Source organism: Micromonospora sp. NPDC049060, from assembly GCF_040649055.1.
GTDB classification, from domain to species: Bacteria; Actinomycetota; Actinomycetes; order Mycobacteriales; family Micromonosporaceae; genus Micromonospora; species Micromonospora reichwaldensis.
In genome coordinates this window covers 1-17,150 of sequence record NZ_JBEZEV010000057.1, presented here as the reverse complement: position 1 = coordinate 17,150, position 17,150 = coordinate 1, and the positions used below count along the sequence as shown (strand labels likewise).

Here is a 17,150-nt window from a genome sequence, read left to right as displayed (position 1 = left end):
ACCCGCTCCGGGCGGCCGGCGGGCCCGCCAAGCTGGGGGCATGGGGTCGCCCCGGGCCGCGCTGGCCGAGCTGCTCGCCGGCAACCGCCGCTTCGTCAGCGGCCAGCCGGTGCACGGCCACGACGTCACCGCCGCCGCTGCGGCCTCGGGCGACCAGCAGCCGTACGCGGTCCTGCTCGGCTGCATCGACTCGCGGGTGCCCCTGGAGGCGATCTTCGACCAGACCTTCGGCTCGATCTGCGTGATCCGCACCGGTGGGCACGTACTGGACCGGGCGGTGCTCGGCTCCATCGAGTACGTGGTCGGTGAGCTGGGCGTGCCGCTGGTGATGGTGCTCGGGCACGAGCGGTGCGGCGCGGTGGCCTCCGCCGTGGACGCGTTGCGTGGCGGACGGTCGCCGGGCGGCGCGCTTGCCCACCTCGTCGACCAGATCGCCCCGGCGGTGACCGAGGTGGGCGTCGACGACCCCCGGGTGCACCCGATGGCGGTCCGCCGGCACGTGCTCCGTACGGTCGCCGCCCTGCGCGCCGACGACCGGCTCGCCGTCCCGGTCGCCGCCGGCCGGCTTACGGTGGCCGGCGCCCTCTACGACCTGACGACCGGCGAGGTCACCCTGCTGGAGACGTAAGGAAGAACCGCCCGCCGGGGGTCGTCCCGGCGGGCGGTTCGGGTGTCGCGTGGGTGGGGGAGGGTCAGCCCTCGAAGACGCCGGCCTCGACGAGGCGCTTCTCGGTGGCGTCCCAGCCGTCACCCGGGTGGGTGGTGTTGAGGTTGTTGAGCTCGGCGCGGATCTTCGCGGCGTGGCCGGCGGCGGCCAGCACCCGGATCTCCTCGACGAAGGCCTCGGAGTCGGTGCGCAGGTGCGCGGTCTTGCCGTTGGTCAGGTTCCGCACGTAGGCGTGCTTGCCGCCGTTGAGCGGGATGAGGTACTTGAACTCGCCCAGCACGCTGAGGGCGCCACCCTGGCCAGCCTGGCCGGCCCGGACTGACGCGCGCGCGGTCTTAGAGGTGTTGCTCGCCACGGAGGTACTCCTTGCAAGACGTACGGGAGGACGGAACGTCCGGGGGCTGTGCGGACGACACCCTGGTGGGTGGGCCCGCGGAAGATGTGCGCGGCACAGGCCGCCGATGGAACTGTACACGACCACGGTCCCTGGCTGGTCATCGCGTCGTGAGGGGTCAACCGGGGTGCTCGTCCGACTATTCCGACCCGCGAATTTTCCGATTCCCTGGCGCATCATCCGTCACACCAGTCATCATGTGTTCCAGCAACCACTCGGGTGGTCGAGGTCGTAGGGGAAGACGCACCTCGCTCTCCGGGAGGTCACCGTGCCAACGCGTGGCGTCGTATACGTCCATTCGACCCCGCTCGCCGTGTGCTCACACGTCGAGTGGGCGATCGCGCGCGTCCTCGCCGCGCCGGTCAACCTGCAGTGGACGGCTCAGCCCGTCGACCCCGGCGCACGCCGGGCCGAGTGCGGGTGGACCGGTCGCCCGGGGACGGGCGCCGAGCTGGCTGCTGCCCTCCGGCAGTGGCCCATGATCCGTTTCGAGGTCACCGAGGAACCAAGCCCCGGCGCCGACGGCGAGCGCTTCATGTACGTGCCCGGACGGGGCCTGTTCCGGGCGAGCGTCGGCGCTGCCGGCGACATCCAGCTCGGCGAGGACCGCCTGCGCAGCATCATGGCCGGCGCGCGGGCGCCCGAGGCCCTCGCGCACGCCCTCGACAAGGCGCTCGGCACGGCGTGGGACGCCGAGCTGGAGCCCTACCGGTACGCCGGCGACGGCGCGCCGGTGACCCTGCTCACCCGCGTCGGCTGACGCCGGGGCCCGGACCGGGGCCGACTCATCCTGGCGGGTGAAGGTCAAGTTGCCCCGATAAGGGGTGAACTGGTGGGATGGGCCGCGTGTCGACTACCCCGCGACGTGCCGGCGTCGCGCTCGCCGCCCTGACCGCACTGCTCGTCTCCGGGTGCTCCGGGCCGGCGGACCGCCGCCCCGACCCGGCCCCGACGAGCGCCGCCGCCCCGACGGCCACCCCGGCACCCGCCGCGAGCGTCCCCGGCACCGACCCCGCCGCCCGCGCCGCCGCCCTCGTGGCCTCGCTCGCCGACGAGGACCTCGTCGGCCAGGTGCTGATGCCGTACGCCTACGGCGACGCGGCCACCCGGGTCTCGCCCGGCTCGGCGGCTGGCAACCAGGCGCTGGCCGGGGTGGACACCCCCGCCCAGATGGTCGAGAAGTACCGGCTCGGCGGGCTGATCCTGGTCGGCTTCAGCGCCGACGACCCGACCAAGGGCAACCAGGAGACGACAAACGTCGACAACCCGAAGCAGGTACGCGCGCTCACCGACGGCCTGCGCGCGGCCGCCGGTCGGCTGCCCGCCGGGCCGGCGCCCTTCCTGATCGGCACCGACCAGGAGCACGGCGTGGTCACCCGGATCACCGACGGCGTGACCCTGCTGCCCAGCGCCCTCGCCGCTGGCGCCGCCGGACGACCGGAGCTGACCGAGGCCGCCTGGCGGGCGGCCGGCACCGAACTCGCCGCGATGGGGATCAACCTCGACTTCGCCCCCGTCGCCGACGTGCTCGCCACCCGCAGCACCGTGATCGGCTCCCGGTCGTACGGTGCGGACCCGAAGGTGACGGCGGGGCAGGTCGCGGGCGCGGTCCGGGGCCTGCAGGCCGCGGGCGTCGCGGCCACCGTCAAGCACTTCCCGGGGCACGGGCACAGCGCCGCCGACTCCCACGAGGGACTGCCGGTGCTCGGCCAGCCCCGCCGGACGCTGGAGACCGGGGCGTGGCCGCCCTTCTCCGCCGCCATCGACGCGGGCACGATGGCCGTGATGTCCGCCCACCTCGACGCGCGGTCGGTGGACCCGGGCACCGCGGCGACCTTCTCGCACAAGCTGCTCACCGACGTGCTCCGCGGCCAGCTCGGCTTCCAGGGCGTGGTGATCACCGACGGGATGAACATGCCGCCGGCCAAGCGCTGGTCGCCGGGCGAGGCCGCCGTGCGCGCGCTGAAGGCGGGCAACGACCTCATCCTCATGCCGCCGAACGTCCGCCAGGCGTACGACGGGGTGCTCGCCGCGCTCCGCGACAAGTCGCTGCCCCGGACCCGCCTCGTCGAGGCCGCGACCCGGGTGCTGACGATGAAGTTCAAGCTGGCCGACCGGCCCACGCCCGAGCTGTCCACGCTGGCCGGCCCGGCGCACCGCAAGGCGGCGGAGGACCTGGCCGCGGCGGCGGTGACGGTGCTGCGGGGCGCCTGCGGCGGCGGCGTACGGGGGCCCGTGACCGTGACCGCCTCCGGCGGGCGCGAGCACACGCGGGCGGCCCTGACCGAGGCGCTCAAGGCGGCCGGGGTGAAGGTGGTGGCCGGCGGCGGCACGGTGGTGCACCTCGTCGGGTACGGCGACGGCGCCGGCGACCTGCGCGCCGACGCCGCCGTCACGGTCGCCATGGACACCCCGTACGTGCTGGCGAAGGCCAAGTCGCCCACCCTCCTGGCGACCTACTCCTCCAGCCGGGTGTCGATGACCGCCCTCGCCGGGGTGCTGGCCGGCAAGACCCGACCGGGCGGCCGGTCCCCGGTGCCGGTGACCGGCCTGCCCGCCACGACCTGCGGGGCCTGAGCCGCGTCAGTCCCGGTTGATCCGGGCCGACTGCTTGATCAGCTGGTACGCCGGCAGCAGCTCCACGGGGTCCGAGGTGTCCAGGCTCAGCACGATCGGACCGTAGAGGGAGGAGATCGCGATGGCCCGGTCGTGGACCGTGCCGCCGTCCTCCTTGGGGTAGCTCGCCTCGACGGCGTCGACGGTGCCGGCCTTCACCCGCCGGTACTCCGCGTCCGCGGCCTCCGGCGCGTAGGCGTCGAGGAAGTGCTTCAGGTGCTCCTGTGCGCCGCCGGCGACGCCGTCGACCCGCCACACCCGCAGGAACCCGGTGGAGCCGGTCGGCCGGGCGTCGATCTCGCACAGCATGAGGGCCTTGCCGAGGCGGGGCTCGCCGAACTTCGCCGAACCCTTCACCGCCTCGACCTTCCACCTCGCCGGCACCGAGAAGGTGACCGGCAGCTCGCAGGGCGTGCCCTTGCCGCCCACCGTGGTCCCCGCGGGAGCCGCCACCACCTCGTCGTGCCAGGGCGGGCCGGGGGTCACCGGGGAGGCGGTGACGCTGGGCGAGGCCGAAGGGGAGCCACCGGCGGACGGTGCCTCCTTCCCGTCGGCGCAGCCGCCGGTCAGTCCGATGGTGAGCGCCGCGAGCACGGCGGCGCGGGTACGACGTTGCATGGTGTCCATTCCCCGTTGACGACGAGAGCCGGCTCATCAAAGCGGCGCGGGGCGGCGGCGTCAATCCGGTCGAGCCGGCAGCCGTGCGGCAGGGCGGCGGCCGGCCACGGCAAACCCGGTGTCGCCGCGTCCGCCGATGGGCGATGCTCGACTCATGGCTGACACCGTGCGGGCGTGGCGCAGCCCGTCCCTGGCCCGGGCCATCGGTGAGATCGAGGCGGAACTCGACCTGGCCTGGGCGCGCCTGCTCGGCGAGTGGGAGGTCGCCCGCGGTTCGCCAGAGGAGACGGCGTTGGGCTGGCTCGTCGTCGATGCTCCCGCGGAGCATGACTGGCGCGTCGTCGATGCCGCCCTCGATCGGCTGACGTGCCCGCAGTGCCGATCCACGCTGACGAGAGGACCGGCTACCTGCCAGCGGTGCGCCTACCACCACGAGGTGCGCTTCGCCGCCCGGGAGGTGGACCGGCCGAACGTGCCGCCCGGAAACGAGCACGCCATCCGCGTCAGCTTCGCCGTCGCCCGCAGCCGCACGCGGTACAGCGCGCGGGCGAGGGTCGGCTACGAACTGGTCCTGCCCTCACTCGTCGCCGGTGACCTGCCCACCACCGCGCAGGCCCAAGCAGGCAAGGCGTTGATCAACAAACTGACACCCGAGGAGTGCGACCAGGTCGCGACGTTCGCAGAGGTCGAAGAACGTGCACGTACCCGCCCGCGCGCTGCCGCCCGGGAAGGGCCGACCCGGTAACCCGTTCGCGGTCGACCGCCGAGCATGGCACCCTGTGCGCCCATGGGGACAGCAGAGGGTTTCGCGTACGTCGAGCGGCCGGACGGCACGGTGGTGATCACCCACCACGGCCGGGCGGCGGGCACCCTGCGCGGCGGCCGGGCGGCGGAGTTCCTCGCCGAGGTCGACGGCGACCCGCAGCTCGTGATGGCCCGGTGGACCGGCAACTACCGCCGGGGCAACGAGCGGACCGCCCGCCAGCACCCCCGCAACCGGGGCTGAACGACGCGCCAGGGCCCGCGCTCGTGCTGAGCGCGGGCCCTGGCGGTGGTACGCGGCCCCGGCGCGGCCGTCACGCGGTGGCGGCACGGGTGCCGTGGAAGGCTTACAGCGGGATGTTGCCGTGCGCGCCCCGGGCCGCCGGGGCGGCGGCGAGGGCTTCGGCGATGCGGCGGCGGGTCTCGGCCGGGGTGATCACGTCGTCGACGACGCCGATCTCCAGGGCCCGGTTGACGCCACCGGCGATGCGGGTCTGCTCCTCGACGAGCTGCGCGCGCAGCGCCTCGCGCTCCTCGGCCGGGGCGGCGGCGAGCTTCTTGCGGTGCAGGATGTTGACGGCGGCGCCGGCGCCCATCACCGCGACCTCCGCGTTGGGCCAGGCGAACACCGCGGTGGCGCCCAGGGAGCGGGAGTTCATCGCGATGTACGCCCCGCCGTAGGCCTTGCGGGTGACCAGGGTGACCCGGGGCACGACGGCCTCGGCGAAGGCGTGCAAAAGCTTCGCGCCCCGACGGACGACGCCGTCCCACTCCTGGCCCAGGCCGGGCAGGTAGCCGGGGACGTCGACCAGGACGATCAGCGGCACGCCGAGGGAGTCGCACATGCGCACGAACCGGGCGGCCTTCTCGGCGCTGGAGGCGTCCAGGCAGCCGCCCAGGCGCAGCGGGTTGTTCGCGATGACCCCGACGGTACGCCCGGCGAAGCGACCCAGGGTGGTCACCACGTTCGGCGCCCACTTGGCGTGCAGCTCCACCCCGGGGGCGTCCAGCAGCGCCTTCACCACCGGCTTGACGTCGTAGGCCCGGTTCGTCTCGACCGGCATCTTCGCCGTCAGGTCGTGTCCCCCCTCGTCCTGGGCGGACACGTCGTCGGGCGACAGGCGCCCCTGCCGGCCGAGCAGCGCGGCGAGCTTGCGCGTCTCGGCCAGCGCCGTCTCGTCGTCGGCGCAGGTCACGTGGACCACCCCGGAGCGGCGGCCGTGCGGCTCGGGTCCACCGAGGCGGGCCATGTCGACCTGCTCGCCGGTGACGCTGCGGACCACCTCCGGGCCGGTCACGAAGATCCGGCCCGCGCCGCTCATCACCACGATGTCGGTAAGCGCCGGCCCGTACGCGGCGCCACCGGCCGCCGGGCCCAGCACCGTGGAGATCTGCGGCACCCGCCCCGAGGCCCGCACCATCGCCGCGAACACCTGACCCACCGCGTCGAGGGCGACCACGCCCTCGGCCAACCGCGCACCGCCCGAGTGCCACAACCCGATCACCGGCACCCGCTCCCGTACCGCGGTGTCGATCGCGTCCACGACGTGCCGGCACCCCTCGGTGCCCATCGCCCCGCCCATCCGCGTCGCGTCCGTGGCGTACGCGACGACCGGCGAGCCCTCGACCTCACCGCGCGCCCACAGCACACCCGAGGTGTCCCGTGGCACCGACAGCCGCAACGAACCGGCGTCGAACAACGCCCGGAGCCGAACCTCCGGATCCCGATGGTCCGCGACGGACGAGGTGTCCACGCCAACGGCGGTGGTGGTCACGTGAGCCTCCATGGCTGTGCTCTCAGGCCCGCGTGAAGACGAGAGCCACGTTGTGCCCGCCGAAGCCGAACGAGTTGTTCAGCGCGGCGGGGATGTCCATGTGGCGCGCCTCGTTGGCGGCCACGTCCAGGCTGAGCCCGTCGTCGGGGTCCTCCAGGTTGATCGTCGGCGGTACGACGCTGTCGCGGATCGCCAGGATGGTGGCGATCGACTCCAGCGCGCCCGCCGCGCCCAGCAGGTGACCGGACATCGACTTGGTCGAGGTCAGCACCGGGTGGTCACCCAGCGCCGCGCGCAGCGCGGTGATCTCCGCGACGTCCCCGACCGGGGTCGACGTGGCGTGCGCGTTGACGTGCACGATGTCCGCCCTGGCGACGCCCGCGTCCGCGATCGCCTTCGCGATCGCCCGGATCGCGCCCTCGCCCTCCGGGTGTGGCTGGACGATGTCGTAGCCGTCGGAGGTGAGTCCGGCGCCGGCCAGCCGGGCGTAGACCCGGGCGCCCCGGGCGGCGGCGTGCTCCGCCCGCTCCAGCACCACGATGCCCGCGCCCTCACCCAGCACGAAGCCGTCGCGGCCCTTGTCCCACGGCCGGGAGGCCCGCTCCGGCTCGTCGTTGCGGGTCGACATCGCCCGCATCGAACTGAACCCGGCGATCGGCAGCTGGTGGATGACAGCCTCGGTGCCGCCGGCCACCACCACGTCGGCCCGGCCGGCACGGATCATGTCCATGCCGAGCGCGATCGCCTCGGCGCCGGTCGCGCAGGCGCTGGCCACCGAGTGCACCCCGGCCTTCGCGCCCAGCTCCAGCCCCACCCAGGCGGCGGGGCCGTTCGGCATCAGCATCGGGATCGTGTGCGGGGAGACCCGCCGCGGGCCGGACGCCTCCAGGATGTCGTCCTGGGCGAGCAGCGTCAGCGCGCCGCCGATGCCGGAGCCGACGCTGACGCCCAGCCGCTCCGGGTCCAGCCCGGAGTCGGCCAGGCCGGAGTCCGCCCAGGCCTGCTGCGCCGCGATGATCGCGATCGCCTCGGAACGGTCGAGCCGGCGGAGCTTGACCCGGTCGATCAGGCCGGTCGGCTCGACCGCGAGCCGGGCGGCGATCCGCACCGGCAGTTGCTCGGCCCACTCCTGGGTGAGCGGACCCACCCCGGAGCGGCCGGCGAGCATGGCGTCCCAGGTCGACGCGACGTCCCCGCCCAGCGGGGTGGTCGCGCCGAGCCCGGTGACGACGACGTCGGTGTGAGCCATGATCAGGACTGCGCCTCGATGTAGCTGACGGCGTCCCCGACGGTCTTCAGGTTCTGCACCTCGTTGTCCGGGATCTTGACGCCGAACTTCTCCTCGGCCGCCACCACGACCTCCACCATGGAGAGCGAGTCGACGTCCAGGTCGTCGGTGAAGGACTTCCCCTCGGCCACGTCGTCCGGGTTCACCCCGGCAACCTCTTCGAGGATCTCGGCGAGGCCGGCGGTGATCTCGTCACGGGTCATTGCGGTTGGTTCCTCTCATCGTGGATCATTCGACGGCCGACGACGCCGGCCGTCACTCCCCGGCACAGCGGCCGGAGGGGCTTTCAGGGGCAGCGGACGACCTGACCGGCGTAGGTCAGGCCACCGCCGAAGCCGAAGAGCAGCACCGGGGCGCCGGAGGGCACCTCCCGCCGCTCGACCAGCTTGGACAGGGCCAGCGGCACGCTCGCCGCCGAGGTGTTGCCGGACTCGACGATGTCCCTGGCGATGATCGCGTTCGGGATGCCGAGCCGCTTCGCGATGCCGTCGATGATCCGGGCGTTGGCCTGGTGCGGCACGAAGGCCGCCAACTCCGACGGGTCGACCCCGGCGCGCTCGCACGCCTGCCGGGCCAGCGGCGCCAGCTCCGTGGTGGCCCAGCGGAAGACCGACTGCCCCTCCTGCTGGATGGACGGGCGCCAGCCCTCGATGCGTACCGCGTCGCCCTTCTCCGGCACCGAGCCCCAGACCACCGGGCCGACGCCGGCGGGCTCGCCCTCGCCGACGGCCGACACCACGGCGGCCCCGGCGCCGTCGGCGAAGATGATGCAGGTGGAGCGGTCCGTCCAGTCGACGATGTCGGACAGCTTCTCCGCGCCGATGACCAGGGCGTTGCGCGAGGCGCCGGCCCGGATGGCGTGGTCCACGGTGCCCAGCGCGTACGCGAACCCGGAGCAGGCCGTGTTGAGGTCGAACGCCCCGGGCGCGGTGATGCCGAGCTTGGCGGCGACCCGGCAGGCCACGTTCGGGCTGCGGTCGGCGGAGCTGCACGTCGCCACCACGACCAGGTCGATGTCGGCGGCGGTGAGCCCGGAGTTGGCCAGCGCCTTGCCGGCGGCGGCGGCGGCCATGTCGGCGACCGTCTCGCCGTCGGCGATCCGCCGGGTGACGATGCCGACCCGGTCCCGGATCCACTCGTCGCTGGTCTCGACCAACTGGGCGATGTCGTCGTTGGTGACCACGCGGGAGGGCTGGTAGTGCCCCAGCGCGACGATCCGACTGCCGGTCATCAGGGCTGTCCTTCCGTTCGCGACTGCGGGACTCGCAGGACCGGCTCATTCCTCGCGCTCACTGGGCCGCTTGTCGTTCGCGACTGCGGGACTCGCAGGACCGGCTCATTCCTCGCGCTCACACGTGACCTCCGATGCGGACGAGCGGTTGGCCCGGCGCGACCGGGTCGTCGTGGTGGGCGAGCCACTCGGTGAGTACGCCGCTGCCGTGCGCGGTCACCTCGACCGGGCCCTGCCGGGTGGCCACGTGGCCGACGACCTGGCCGGCGCGGAGCGTGTCACCCTCGGTGAGCTCCCGTGCCGGCTCGAAGGTGCCGGCCGACGGGGCCACCACCACGCGGAAGTGCATGGTCGGCTCGTGGCCCGGCGCCATGCCGTGCCGGGCGATCAGGTCCCGGGCGGCGGGCAGGTCGTCCGGGGTGTTGAGGGTGACCACCTCGGGTGCCCCGGCCCCCTTCAGCTCCCGCTTCACCAGACCCGCGAGGGTGCCGGCCGGGGGCAGCTCGATCACGCCGGTCACCCCGAGGTCGGCCAGGGTACGCATGCAGAGGTCCCAGCGCACCGGCGCGGTGACCTGGCGGACCAGGCGCTGCACCATGTCGCGCCCGTGGTTGACCGCGGCCCCGTCGAGGTTCGACAGCAGGATCCGGGCCGGGTCGCTCGGGGTGATCCCGGCGGCCACGGCGGCCAGTGCCGTCTCGGCGGGGGCCATGTACGGCGTGTGGAAGGCGCCGGCCACCTTCAGGCGGATCACCCGGGCCTTCGCCGGTGGCTCGGCGGCGAGCTTCTCCAGCCCCTCGACGGAGCCGGCGGCGACGAACTGGCCGGCGCCGTTGCGGTTGGCCGGGTGCAGCCCGTGCGCGACGATCGAGGCGAGCACCTCCTCGGGGTCCCCGCCCAGCACGGCGGCCATCCCGGTCGGCTCCAGGGCGCAGGCCGCGGCCATCTCCCGCCCGCGTACGCCGGCCAGGGTGATCGCCGCCTCGGCCGGGAGCACCCCGGCGAGCGCCGCCGCGCCCAGCTCGCCGACGCTGTGACCGACGGTGAGCGTGACGTCGTACATCGGCAGGTGCTCGGCGGCCAGCAGCGCGGCGGCGACCAGCAGCGGCTGGGTCCGCGCGGTGTCCCTGATCTCGTCCGCGTCGGCGGCGGTGCCGAGGTGCACCAGGTCGACCCCGGCCAGCGCCGACCACCAGCGCAGACGTGCTTCGGCGCCGGTGAGGTCCAGCCAGGGAGTCAGGAAGCCGGGTTTCTGGGAACCCTGGCCGGGCGAGAGTACGGCGAGCACCCCTATGACTCTCCCGGATACGCGCGGGTAGCGCTGTGCCGCCCCCGACCAAACCGCACTAGAACCTTTGGAGGGTTCCTACAAAAATCGGCGGCGATCATCACCTGTGTGTGATGTTTTACCGGTATTCGGGATTATTGTCTGGGTTGGTACCACCGGGACCACCGGGTCGAGCCGGCCGACGGTGAGGGCCACCTGGAGCGCGAAGGCGTCCCGCGCCGCGAGCGGCGAGAAACCGGTGACGTCGGAGATCCGCCGCAGCCGGTAGCGCACCGTGTTCGGGTGCACGAAGAGGGAGCGCGCGGCGCTCTCCAGGGTGCCGCCGGCCGCGAAGAAGGCGTCGAGGGTCTCCAGCAGTTCCCCGCCGGCCCGCACCAGCGCGGCGTAGACGTCGTGCCGCAGCCGCCGGCGCGCCTCCGCGTCCCCGGCCAGCGCCCGCTCCGGCAGCAGGTCGTCCGCCGGCACCGGCCGGGGCGCGGTCGGCCAGGCCGGTGCGGCCCGGAAGCCGGCCAGCGCGGCGCGCGCCGACTCGGTCGCCTCGTCCAGGCTCGGGACGGCCGGACCGACCACCACCGGCCCGTCCCCGAAGGCGCCGAGCAGCTTGCCGGTGGCCGCGACCGGGTCGGCGGCGCCGCCGAGCACGATGACCAGCCGGTCGCCGTGCACCCCGCCGATCACCTCCGTGCCGATGCGCCGGGCCTGCCGGTGGACGGTGTGCAGCACGGCGGAGACCTCCCCGCCGGGGGAGCGGCCGACCGCCACCGCCACCGGCGGGGCGTCCGCCCAGCCGAGCGCCGCCGCCCGGCTCGCCAGCACGTCCGGCGAGTCGCCCCGCAGCAGCGCGTCCACCAGCAACGCCTGCAACCGCGCGTCCCAGGAACCGCGCGATTCGGCGGCCCGGGCGTACACCCGGGCGGCGGCGAAGGCGATCTCCCGGGAGAACCGCAGCACCGCCTCGCGCAACTGCTGTTCCTCGCCCTTCGCCGCCAGGTGCGAGACCTGCTCCTCGACGACGTCGATCATCACCTTCACCAGCGCGACGGTCTGCTGGAGGCTGATCGAGCGGGCGAGCGCCTGCGGCGCGGTGGCGAAGACCTCGTCCGAGACCTCCTGGGTGCTGTCCGCCGTGCCGCCGCCGTCGCGCAGCCACTGCACCAGCGACCGGGCGCCGGCCTGGGCCACCAGCATCACCCAGGAGCGGTGGTCGGGCGGCAGGTCGCGGAACCAGGGCAGCGCCTCGTCCATCCGGGCCACGCTGGCGCTGGCCAGCGCCCCCGCCGCCCGCTCGATCCGGCGCAGCGTGGCCGACAGTTCCGTCCCGCCCGGCTCGCTCACCGCCCCAGCCTGACACGCCCCGACCTGCGCCTCCGCGCCGGGCGGCCCGCCGCGCCCCGGCCGCCCGCCCGTGGCCTGCCGGCCGTGGTCCGGCCCCGGGCTGCCCCACCGCCCCCGGCCCCGGGTGGCCCCGCCCGGGCGCGGGTGACGGGCCCGTACCCCGGGTGGCGGTGGGTCAGGCCGGCGGCGGGACGGGCAGCCCCAGCTCCTGGGCCAGGATGGCGGCCTGCACCCGGCTGCGCAGGTCCAGCTTGGCGAGGATCCGGCTGACGTGGGTCTTGGTGGTGCTCTCGGCCATCGCCAACCGGTCGGCGACCTGCTGGTTGGACAGGCCGAGCCCGAGACAGGCCAGCACGTCGCGCTCCCGGGGGGTCAGTGCGTCCACCGCCTGTCGGGTGGCGGCGGAGCTGGTGGGGGCGGTCGCCGCGAACTCGGTGATCAGGCGGCGGGTGACCGCCGGGGCGATGAACCCCTCGCCCCGGGCGACCGTCCGCACCGCCGCCACCAGCCCCGCCGCGTCGATGTCCTTGAGGACGAAGCCCGCCGCGCCGGCCCGCAGCGCCCCGAAGACGTACTCGTCGACGTCGAAGGTGGTGAGCACGAGCACGTCGGCGAGCCGGTCGGCGGCGATCTCCCGGGTGGCCGAGATGCCGTCCAGCCGGGGCATCCGCACGTCCAGCACCGCGACGTCCGGGCGCAGCTCCCGGCACAGCCGGACCGCCTCGGCGCCGTCCTCGGCCTCGCCCACCACCTCGACGCCGGCCGCCCCGGCCAGGATCAGCGCCAGCCCGGCCCGCACCGCCGGCTGGTCGTCGGCGAGCAGCACCCGGATCACCTCGGCCATGCCACGCCCCGTCCCCTCACGGCGCCACCTCCGTCGGCAGCTCCACCCGTACCCGCCAGCGGCCCCCCGCCGGGCCGGCGGCGAACCGGCCGTTCAGCAGCGCCGCCCGCTCCCGCATCCCGATCAGGCCGGCGCCCGCGCCGGTCAGCGTGCCCCGGCCGGCGCCGACCGGGTTCTCCACGCCCACCACCACCCCCGCCGGCTCGTACGCGACCAGCAGGTCGGCCTCGCCGGCGCCGTGCTTGAGCGCGTTGGTCAGCGACTCCTGCACGATCCGGTACGCGGCCAGGTCCACCCCGACCGGCAGCGCGCGGGGCTCGCCGCGCCGGGTCGCCCGGACGGTCAGCCCGGCGGCGCGGACCCGGTCCACGAGAGCGTCGACCTCGCTGAGCCGCGCCCGGGTCGTCTCGTCGGTGGCGTCGAGGGCCGCCCCGCCCTCCGCCGGTTCCCGCAGCAGGCCGATCATCTGCCGCATCTCGCCCAGCCCCTGCACGCTGCTCTCGCGGATCACCCGCAGCGCCGACTCGACCTGCGACCGCTCGAGCCCGGGCACGGAGAGCGCGGCCGTGGCGTGGATGGCCACCGCGCTCAGGTGGTTGGCGATCACGTCGTGCAGCTCCCGGGCCATCCGGGCCCGCTCCGCGCCGACGGCCTGCCGGCGGTCCAGCTCCACCAACCGGGCCGTCTGCTCGGCCCGGGCCCGTTCGGCGACCGCCTGGTCCCGGTACTGCCGCACGCTGATCCCGGTGAGCACCGGCAGCACCCCGGCCAGCACCACGGGCGCCCCGATGCCCACGCCCCGCCAGTCGCCCCTCAGCAGCACCCCCACCGCCGTGCCGAGGACGCTCAACCCGATCGTGACCTGGAGCAGCCGGCGCCAGGTCCGGGCCGAACCGAACACGCAGGCGTCGTAGAGCACCTGGGTGTAGACGAGGACGGTGGCCAGCGAGCCGCCCATCGCGAGGTCGGCCAGCACCGCCACCGTGCCGAGCGCCAGGCTGGCCCGGGTGGCGACCCGGCGCAGGCCCACCGCCGTGCAGACCACCGCCAGCGGCAGCAGGAACAGCGGTTCCGGCAGGTCCGGGTGCCAGGACAGTTGCGGCTGCGTGCCCAGCCCGTACAGGACCACCCCGCCCACCAGCGAGGCGCAGGCCAGCACGAAGTCCCGCCCACCCGTCCCGGCCCCCACCCACCCCGCCGCCTTCACCCCCCGATCCCACCACACCCCCATCCCGCCCGTTTCCGCCGATCATGCGGTCGAGGTGGGGGACGAAAGCTGCACCGGCGTACGAAATCCCCACCACGACTGCATGATCGCGAGGGAGGGGGCGGGCGCGGTGGGGGAGTCGGGTGGGGCGTCGGTGCCGGCCAGTACGGTGACAGGGCCCGCCGGAGCGACCCCGGCGGGCGGGGCGAGCGTGAGGAGACTCGGATGGCGCACGGGGAGGCCGAGCACGGCTGCGCCCAGGGCGAGCCCTGCCGGCCGGGCCACCACGAGCAGCAGGCGGCAGCAAAGCACCGCCGGCTGCCCGGAGGGCTCCCGGCCCACTCGCCGGAGCACCCGGCCCGCGCGCCCGAGCGCCCCGAGGACGACGTCACGGTGCCCCGGCAGCGCGTCGCGGAACCGGCTCCGACCGGCGAGGCCGAGTTGGCGGTGACTCCGGGCTGCCGCAGTGACCTGCCCGGCTGGGCCGGCGCGCACCGGCACGGCCCGGTCCGCCCCCGGCAGCGCGGCACCCGCCGCGAGCGGCCGCCACGCCGCTGGTGCTGACCACGGCGACGCCGCCCGGCCGCTAGCGTGACCGGTGTGAAGGCGATCGCGATCGACACGTACGGCCCGGCCGACCTGCTGACTCTCCGGGACCTGCCCGACCCGCCGGTCGGCCCGGACACGGTGCTCGTACGAGTCCGGGCGGCCGGGGTGAACCCGGTCGACTGGAAGGTGCGCGAGGGGCACCTGGCCGGTGCGATCCCGGGTCACTTCCCGCTCGTCCCCGGCTGGGACGCGGCCGGGGTGATCGAGGCGGTCGGGCCGGCGGTGACCGGGTTCGCCGTCGGCGACGAGGTCGTCGGCTACGTCCGACGCGACCACATCCAGCACGGCACGTACGCCGAACTCGTCCCGGCGCCCGAGCGGACGCTGGCGGCCAAGCCGGTGCGGGCGTCCTGGGCCGAGGCGGGCGGCCTGCCCCTGGCGGGCCTCACGGCCTACCAGGCGCTCCAGTCGGCCCGCACCGGCGCCGGCGACACGGTGCTGGTGCACGGGGCGTCCGGCGGGGTGGGCCACCTGGCGGTGCAGATCGCCCGCGCGTTCGGCGCCGACCGCGTGATCGGTACGGCCGGCGCGGCCAACCACGACTTCGTCCGGTCGCTGGGCGCCGAGCCGGTCGCGTACGGCGACGGGCTGGCCGACCGGGTCCGCGCGGTCGCGCCCGACGGGGTGGACGTGGTGCTCGACCTGTTCGGCGGCGACGCGCTCGACGTGTCGGCCGAGCTGATCACCCGTCCCGCGCGGCTGATCTCGACGGCCGACCCGGAGCACGTCACCCGTCTGGGCGGCAGCTATCTGTTCGTCAAGCCGTCGACCGTGGACCTGGGCATGCTCGCCGGGCTGGTGGACGCCGGCCGGCTGACCGTCCACGTCGAACGGACGTTCCCGCTGGCGCAGGCGGCGGACGCGCAGCGCCTGGTGGAGGCGGGGCACGTCCGCGGCAAGGTGGTCCTGGAGGTCTGACCCCCGCCCGGGGTCGGCCGTCCGGCGGACGCCGGCGGCGGGCTCAGCGGGTGCGGCGGCGGACCAGCAGCGCGATCCCGGCGAGCCCCGACGTGATGACGAGCACCACCGCGACGTTGAGCAGCAGCAGCCGCTGCAACTCGCCGAGCGCCTCGTCGATGTCCTTCGCCGGGTTGAGGGCGTCCTCCGGGATGACCCGCTCGCCGCCGCCGACGCCCCCGCTGACGGTGTCGAACTGCCGCTCCAGCGGCACACCCGCCGTGCGGAGGGTCTCCGACATGCTGAGCCGGCCGAGGAACCAGCCCGCGGCGGTCTTGCGGGCGTCCGGCTGCTTGGCCGGGCGGAAGACGCGCGGCCCGCCGACCGCCTTCGGGTAGAGGTCGTACGTCTGCTTCGCGACGTCACCGGCGAACACCACGACGGTGTACTTCGGACCGAGGTCGGCCGCCTTCGGGCCCTTGGGCTGCCCCGTGCGGCCGAGGAAGTTGACCTGGTCGATGATCGCCACCACGTGCGCGGGCTGGGCCTCCGCGCGCAGCCGCAGCGGTTCCGCCAGCCCGTGCCCGGTGATCTCCACTCCGGCCGGTGGGGTCTTCGGCGCCGCCGTCGCCGTCCCGGCGGGACCGAGCGACAGGACCGCTGCCGCGAGCCCGCCCGCCAACACCGCGACCAGCCGCCGCATCGTTCGGACCATCGCCGCCTCCTCGCCCCGTTCGATGGATGGCTTGCTGCAGGTCACGCGTTGGTTGGCTGACGGGGGTGACCGAACCCGTGCAGGGTGCCACCCTCAAGACTGCGCAGAACGTCGATCGGTTGCAGCTCGTGGAACAGTAATTGGAACTATCTGTGATCCCGGCCCGACCAATGAACGGTAGCCGTGGATCAGCGGGCGGATCGTACCTTTACGGAGGGGTTCATGGGGGGCAGGTTCCCACGTGTGGCGCTCACCTGGCCAGTGGTGGTCGGCGTGGCGATCGGTGTGTCGTTGGTGTTGCCGGCCGCGCCAGCGGCTGCCCACAACTCGCTGACCGGCAGCGATCCGCGCAACGGCGCCCGGGTGGCCGAGGCGCCGTCCCGGATCGAGCTGCGTTTCCTGGCGAAGGCGGACCCGAATACGACGAAGATCACAGTGACCGGTCCGGACAACGTGGCCGCGCTGGGCGGCGCGCCGGCCTTCGCCGGCTCGCGGGTGAGCGTCCCGTTCAAGCCGGGCCGGGCGGGGCTCTACATCGTCGGCTACCAGTTGGCGTCCAGCGACGGGCACCCGGTCTCCGGCGAGGTGCGGTTCACCCTGACCACCGGCACCCCCGCCGAGTCGCCGACGGGCGCGGGCACCGCCGGCCCGAGCGCCCCGGCGTCGGCCGTACCGCCTCCGTCCGGCGCCGCGCCGACCTCGGCCGCGCCCGATCCGACGGGCGCGGGCACGCCGGGGTCCCCGGTGCCCGCGGCGAAGGAGAGCGGCGACGCGGCCGGGCGCGGCTGGCTGTGGGCGCTCGGCGTCGTGCTTCTCCTGGCCGCCCTCGCCGCCGGCCTGCTGCTGCGCCGCCGCTCCGCCCGCCGCTGACCGGCACGAGCCCGGGACGCCTCAGCGCCCGGAC

At 74.9% G+C, this 17,150-nt stretch carries 19 protein-coding genes; 8 read left to right on the top strand and 11 right to left on the bottom strand.

Annotated elements, in window-relative coordinates; translation table 11 throughout:
* Positions 1-40 precede the first annotated feature (40 nt).
* The gene (locus tag AB0B83_RS20040) at positions 41-628 is read left to right on the top strand and encodes a carbonic anhydrase (protein WP_357579452.1); all 588 of its coding nucleotides are present in this window, start codon (positions 41-43) and stop codon (positions 626-628) included.
* 64 nt (positions 629-692) lie between these two features.
* Here the strand turns inward: AB0B83_RS20040 and AB0B83_RS20035 are convergent, their stop codons facing one another.
* Positions 693-1,022 carry a hypothetical protein gene (locus AB0B83_RS20035; RefSeq protein ID WP_357579451.1) on the bottom strand — a complete coding sequence of 110 codons (330 nt, stop codon included), beginning with the start codon at positions 1,020-1,022 and terminating at the stop codon, positions 693-695.
* 307 nt (positions 1,023-1,329) lie between these two features.
* Between AB0B83_RS20035 and AB0B83_RS20030 the strand changes: the two genes are divergently transcribed.
* Positions 1,330-1,821 carry a DUF3145 domain-containing protein gene (locus tag AB0B83_RS20030; RefSeq protein ID WP_121400330.1) on the top strand — a complete coding sequence of 164 codons (492 nt, stop codon included), beginning with the start codon at positions 1,330-1,332 and terminating at the stop codon, positions 1,819-1,821.
* Positions 1,822-1,898: 77 nt separating this feature from the next.
* On the top strand, positions 1,899-3,638 hold the full coding sequence (locus AB0B83_RS20025) for a glycoside hydrolase family 3 protein (RefSeq protein ID WP_357579450.1): 1,740 nt from the start codon (positions 1,899-1,901) through the stop codon (positions 3,636-3,638).
* A 6-nt stretch (positions 3,639-3,644) separates the two neighbouring features.
* Here AB0B83_RS20025 and AB0B83_RS20020 read toward each other — a convergent pair whose 3' ends face one another.
* Positions 3,645-4,295, bottom strand: coding sequence for a lipoprotein (locus AB0B83_RS20020; protein ID WP_357579449.1), 651 nt, complete (start codon positions 4,293-4,295; stop codon positions 3,645-3,647).
* A 154-nt stretch (positions 4,296-4,449) separates the two neighbouring features.
* Between AB0B83_RS20020 and AB0B83_RS20015 the strand changes: the two genes are divergently transcribed.
* Positions 4,450-5,040 carry a hypothetical protein gene (locus AB0B83_RS20015; protein ID WP_357579448.1) on the top strand — a complete coding sequence of 197 codons (591 nt, stop codon included), beginning with the start codon at positions 4,450-4,452 and terminating at the stop codon, positions 5,038-5,040.
* A 42-nt stretch (positions 5,041-5,082) separates the two neighbouring features.
* Complete coding sequence (locus AB0B83_RS20010) at positions 5,083-5,301, top strand: hypothetical protein (RefSeq protein WP_151456438.1); 219 nt, start codon at positions 5,083-5,085, stop codon at positions 5,299-5,301.
* Positions 5,302-5,404: 103 nt separating this feature from the next.
* Here AB0B83_RS20010 and AB0B83_RS20005 read toward each other — a convergent pair whose 3' ends face one another.
* The 8 genes from AB0B83_RS20005 to AB0B83_RS19970 all read right to left on the bottom strand — a co-directional run bounded on the left by AB0B83_RS20005 (position 5,405) and on the right by AB0B83_RS19970 (position 14,025).
* Positions 5,405-6,844 (bottom strand): carboxyl transferase domain-containing protein, encoded by a 1,440-nt coding sequence (locus AB0B83_RS20005; protein WP_327029241.1) that lies wholly within the window; start codon positions 6,842-6,844, stop codon positions 5,405-5,407.
* A gap of 10 nt (positions 6,845-6,854) precedes the next feature.
* Positions 6,855-8,081, bottom strand: a complete 1,227-nt coding sequence (gene fabF, locus AB0B83_RS20000) for a beta-ketoacyl-ACP synthase II (RefSeq protein WP_357579447.1) — start codon at positions 8,079-8,081, stop codon at positions 6,855-6,857.
* 2 nt (positions 8,082-8,083) lie between these two features.
* Positions 8,084-8,323, bottom strand: coding sequence for an acyl carrier protein (locus AB0B83_RS19995; protein WP_007072348.1), 240 nt, complete (start codon positions 8,321-8,323; stop codon positions 8,084-8,086).
* Positions 8,324-8,406: 83 nt separating this feature from the next.
* Positions 8,407-9,351: a beta-ketoacyl-ACP synthase III gene (locus tag AB0B83_RS19990; RefSeq protein ID WP_311411918.1), complete on the bottom strand. Its 945-nt coding sequence runs from the start codon at positions 9,349-9,351 to the stop codon at positions 8,407-8,409.
* A 118-nt stretch (positions 9,352-9,469) separates the two neighbouring features.
* A complete protein-coding gene (locus AB0B83_RS19985) occupies positions 9,470-10,639 on the bottom strand; it encodes an acyltransferase domain-containing protein (protein WP_357579446.1) in 1,170 nt (389 codons plus the stop codon).
* Positions 10,640-10,717: 78 nt separating this feature from the next.
* Positions 10,718-11,974 carry a helix-turn-helix domain-containing protein gene (locus AB0B83_RS19980; protein ID WP_357579445.1) on the bottom strand — a complete coding sequence of 419 codons (1,257 nt, stop codon included), beginning with the start codon at positions 11,972-11,974 and terminating at the stop codon, positions 10,718-10,720.
* Positions 11,975-12,149: 175 nt separating this feature from the next.
* Complete coding sequence (locus tag AB0B83_RS19975; RefSeq protein WP_357579444.1) at positions 12,150-12,818, bottom strand: response regulator transcription factor; 669 nt, start codon at positions 12,816-12,818, stop codon at positions 12,150-12,152.
* Between the two features lie 16 nt (positions 12,819-12,834).
* On the bottom strand, positions 12,835-14,025 hold the full coding sequence (locus AB0B83_RS19970) for a histidine kinase (protein WP_357579443.1): 1,191 nt from the start codon (positions 14,023-14,025) through the stop codon (positions 12,835-12,837).
* Between the two features lie 225 nt (positions 14,026-14,250).
* On the opposite strand from AB0B83_RS19970, the gene AB0B83_RS19965 reads away from it, so the two are divergent.
* Together AB0B83_RS19965 and AB0B83_RS19960 are read left to right on the top strand one after the other, a co-directional pair.
* Positions 14,251-14,589 carry a hypothetical protein gene (locus AB0B83_RS19965; protein WP_357579442.1) on the top strand — a complete coding sequence of 113 codons (339 nt, stop codon included), beginning with the start codon at positions 14,251-14,253 and terminating at the stop codon, positions 14,587-14,589.
* A 36-nt stretch (positions 14,590-14,625) separates the two neighbouring features.
* Entirely contained in the window at positions 14,626-15,552 is a 927-nt protein-coding gene (locus AB0B83_RS19960; protein ID WP_357579441.1) for an NADP-dependent oxidoreductase, read from the top strand.
* Between the two features lie 43 nt (positions 15,553-15,595).
* On the opposite strand, the gene AB0B83_RS19955 is transcribed toward AB0B83_RS19960, so the two are convergent.
* Entirely contained in the window at positions 15,596-16,246 is a 651-nt protein-coding gene (locus AB0B83_RS19955; RefSeq protein WP_357579440.1) for a hypothetical protein, read from the bottom strand.
* A 222-nt stretch (positions 16,247-16,468) separates the two neighbouring features.
* Here AB0B83_RS19955 and AB0B83_RS19950 point away from each other — a divergent pair, with 222 nt between their 5' ends.
* Positions 16,469-17,116, top strand: a complete 648-nt coding sequence (locus AB0B83_RS19950; RefSeq protein WP_357579439.1) for a copper resistance protein CopC — start codon at positions 16,469-16,471, stop codon at positions 17,114-17,116.
* The last annotated feature ends 34 nt before the right edge of the window (positions 17,117-17,150 follow it).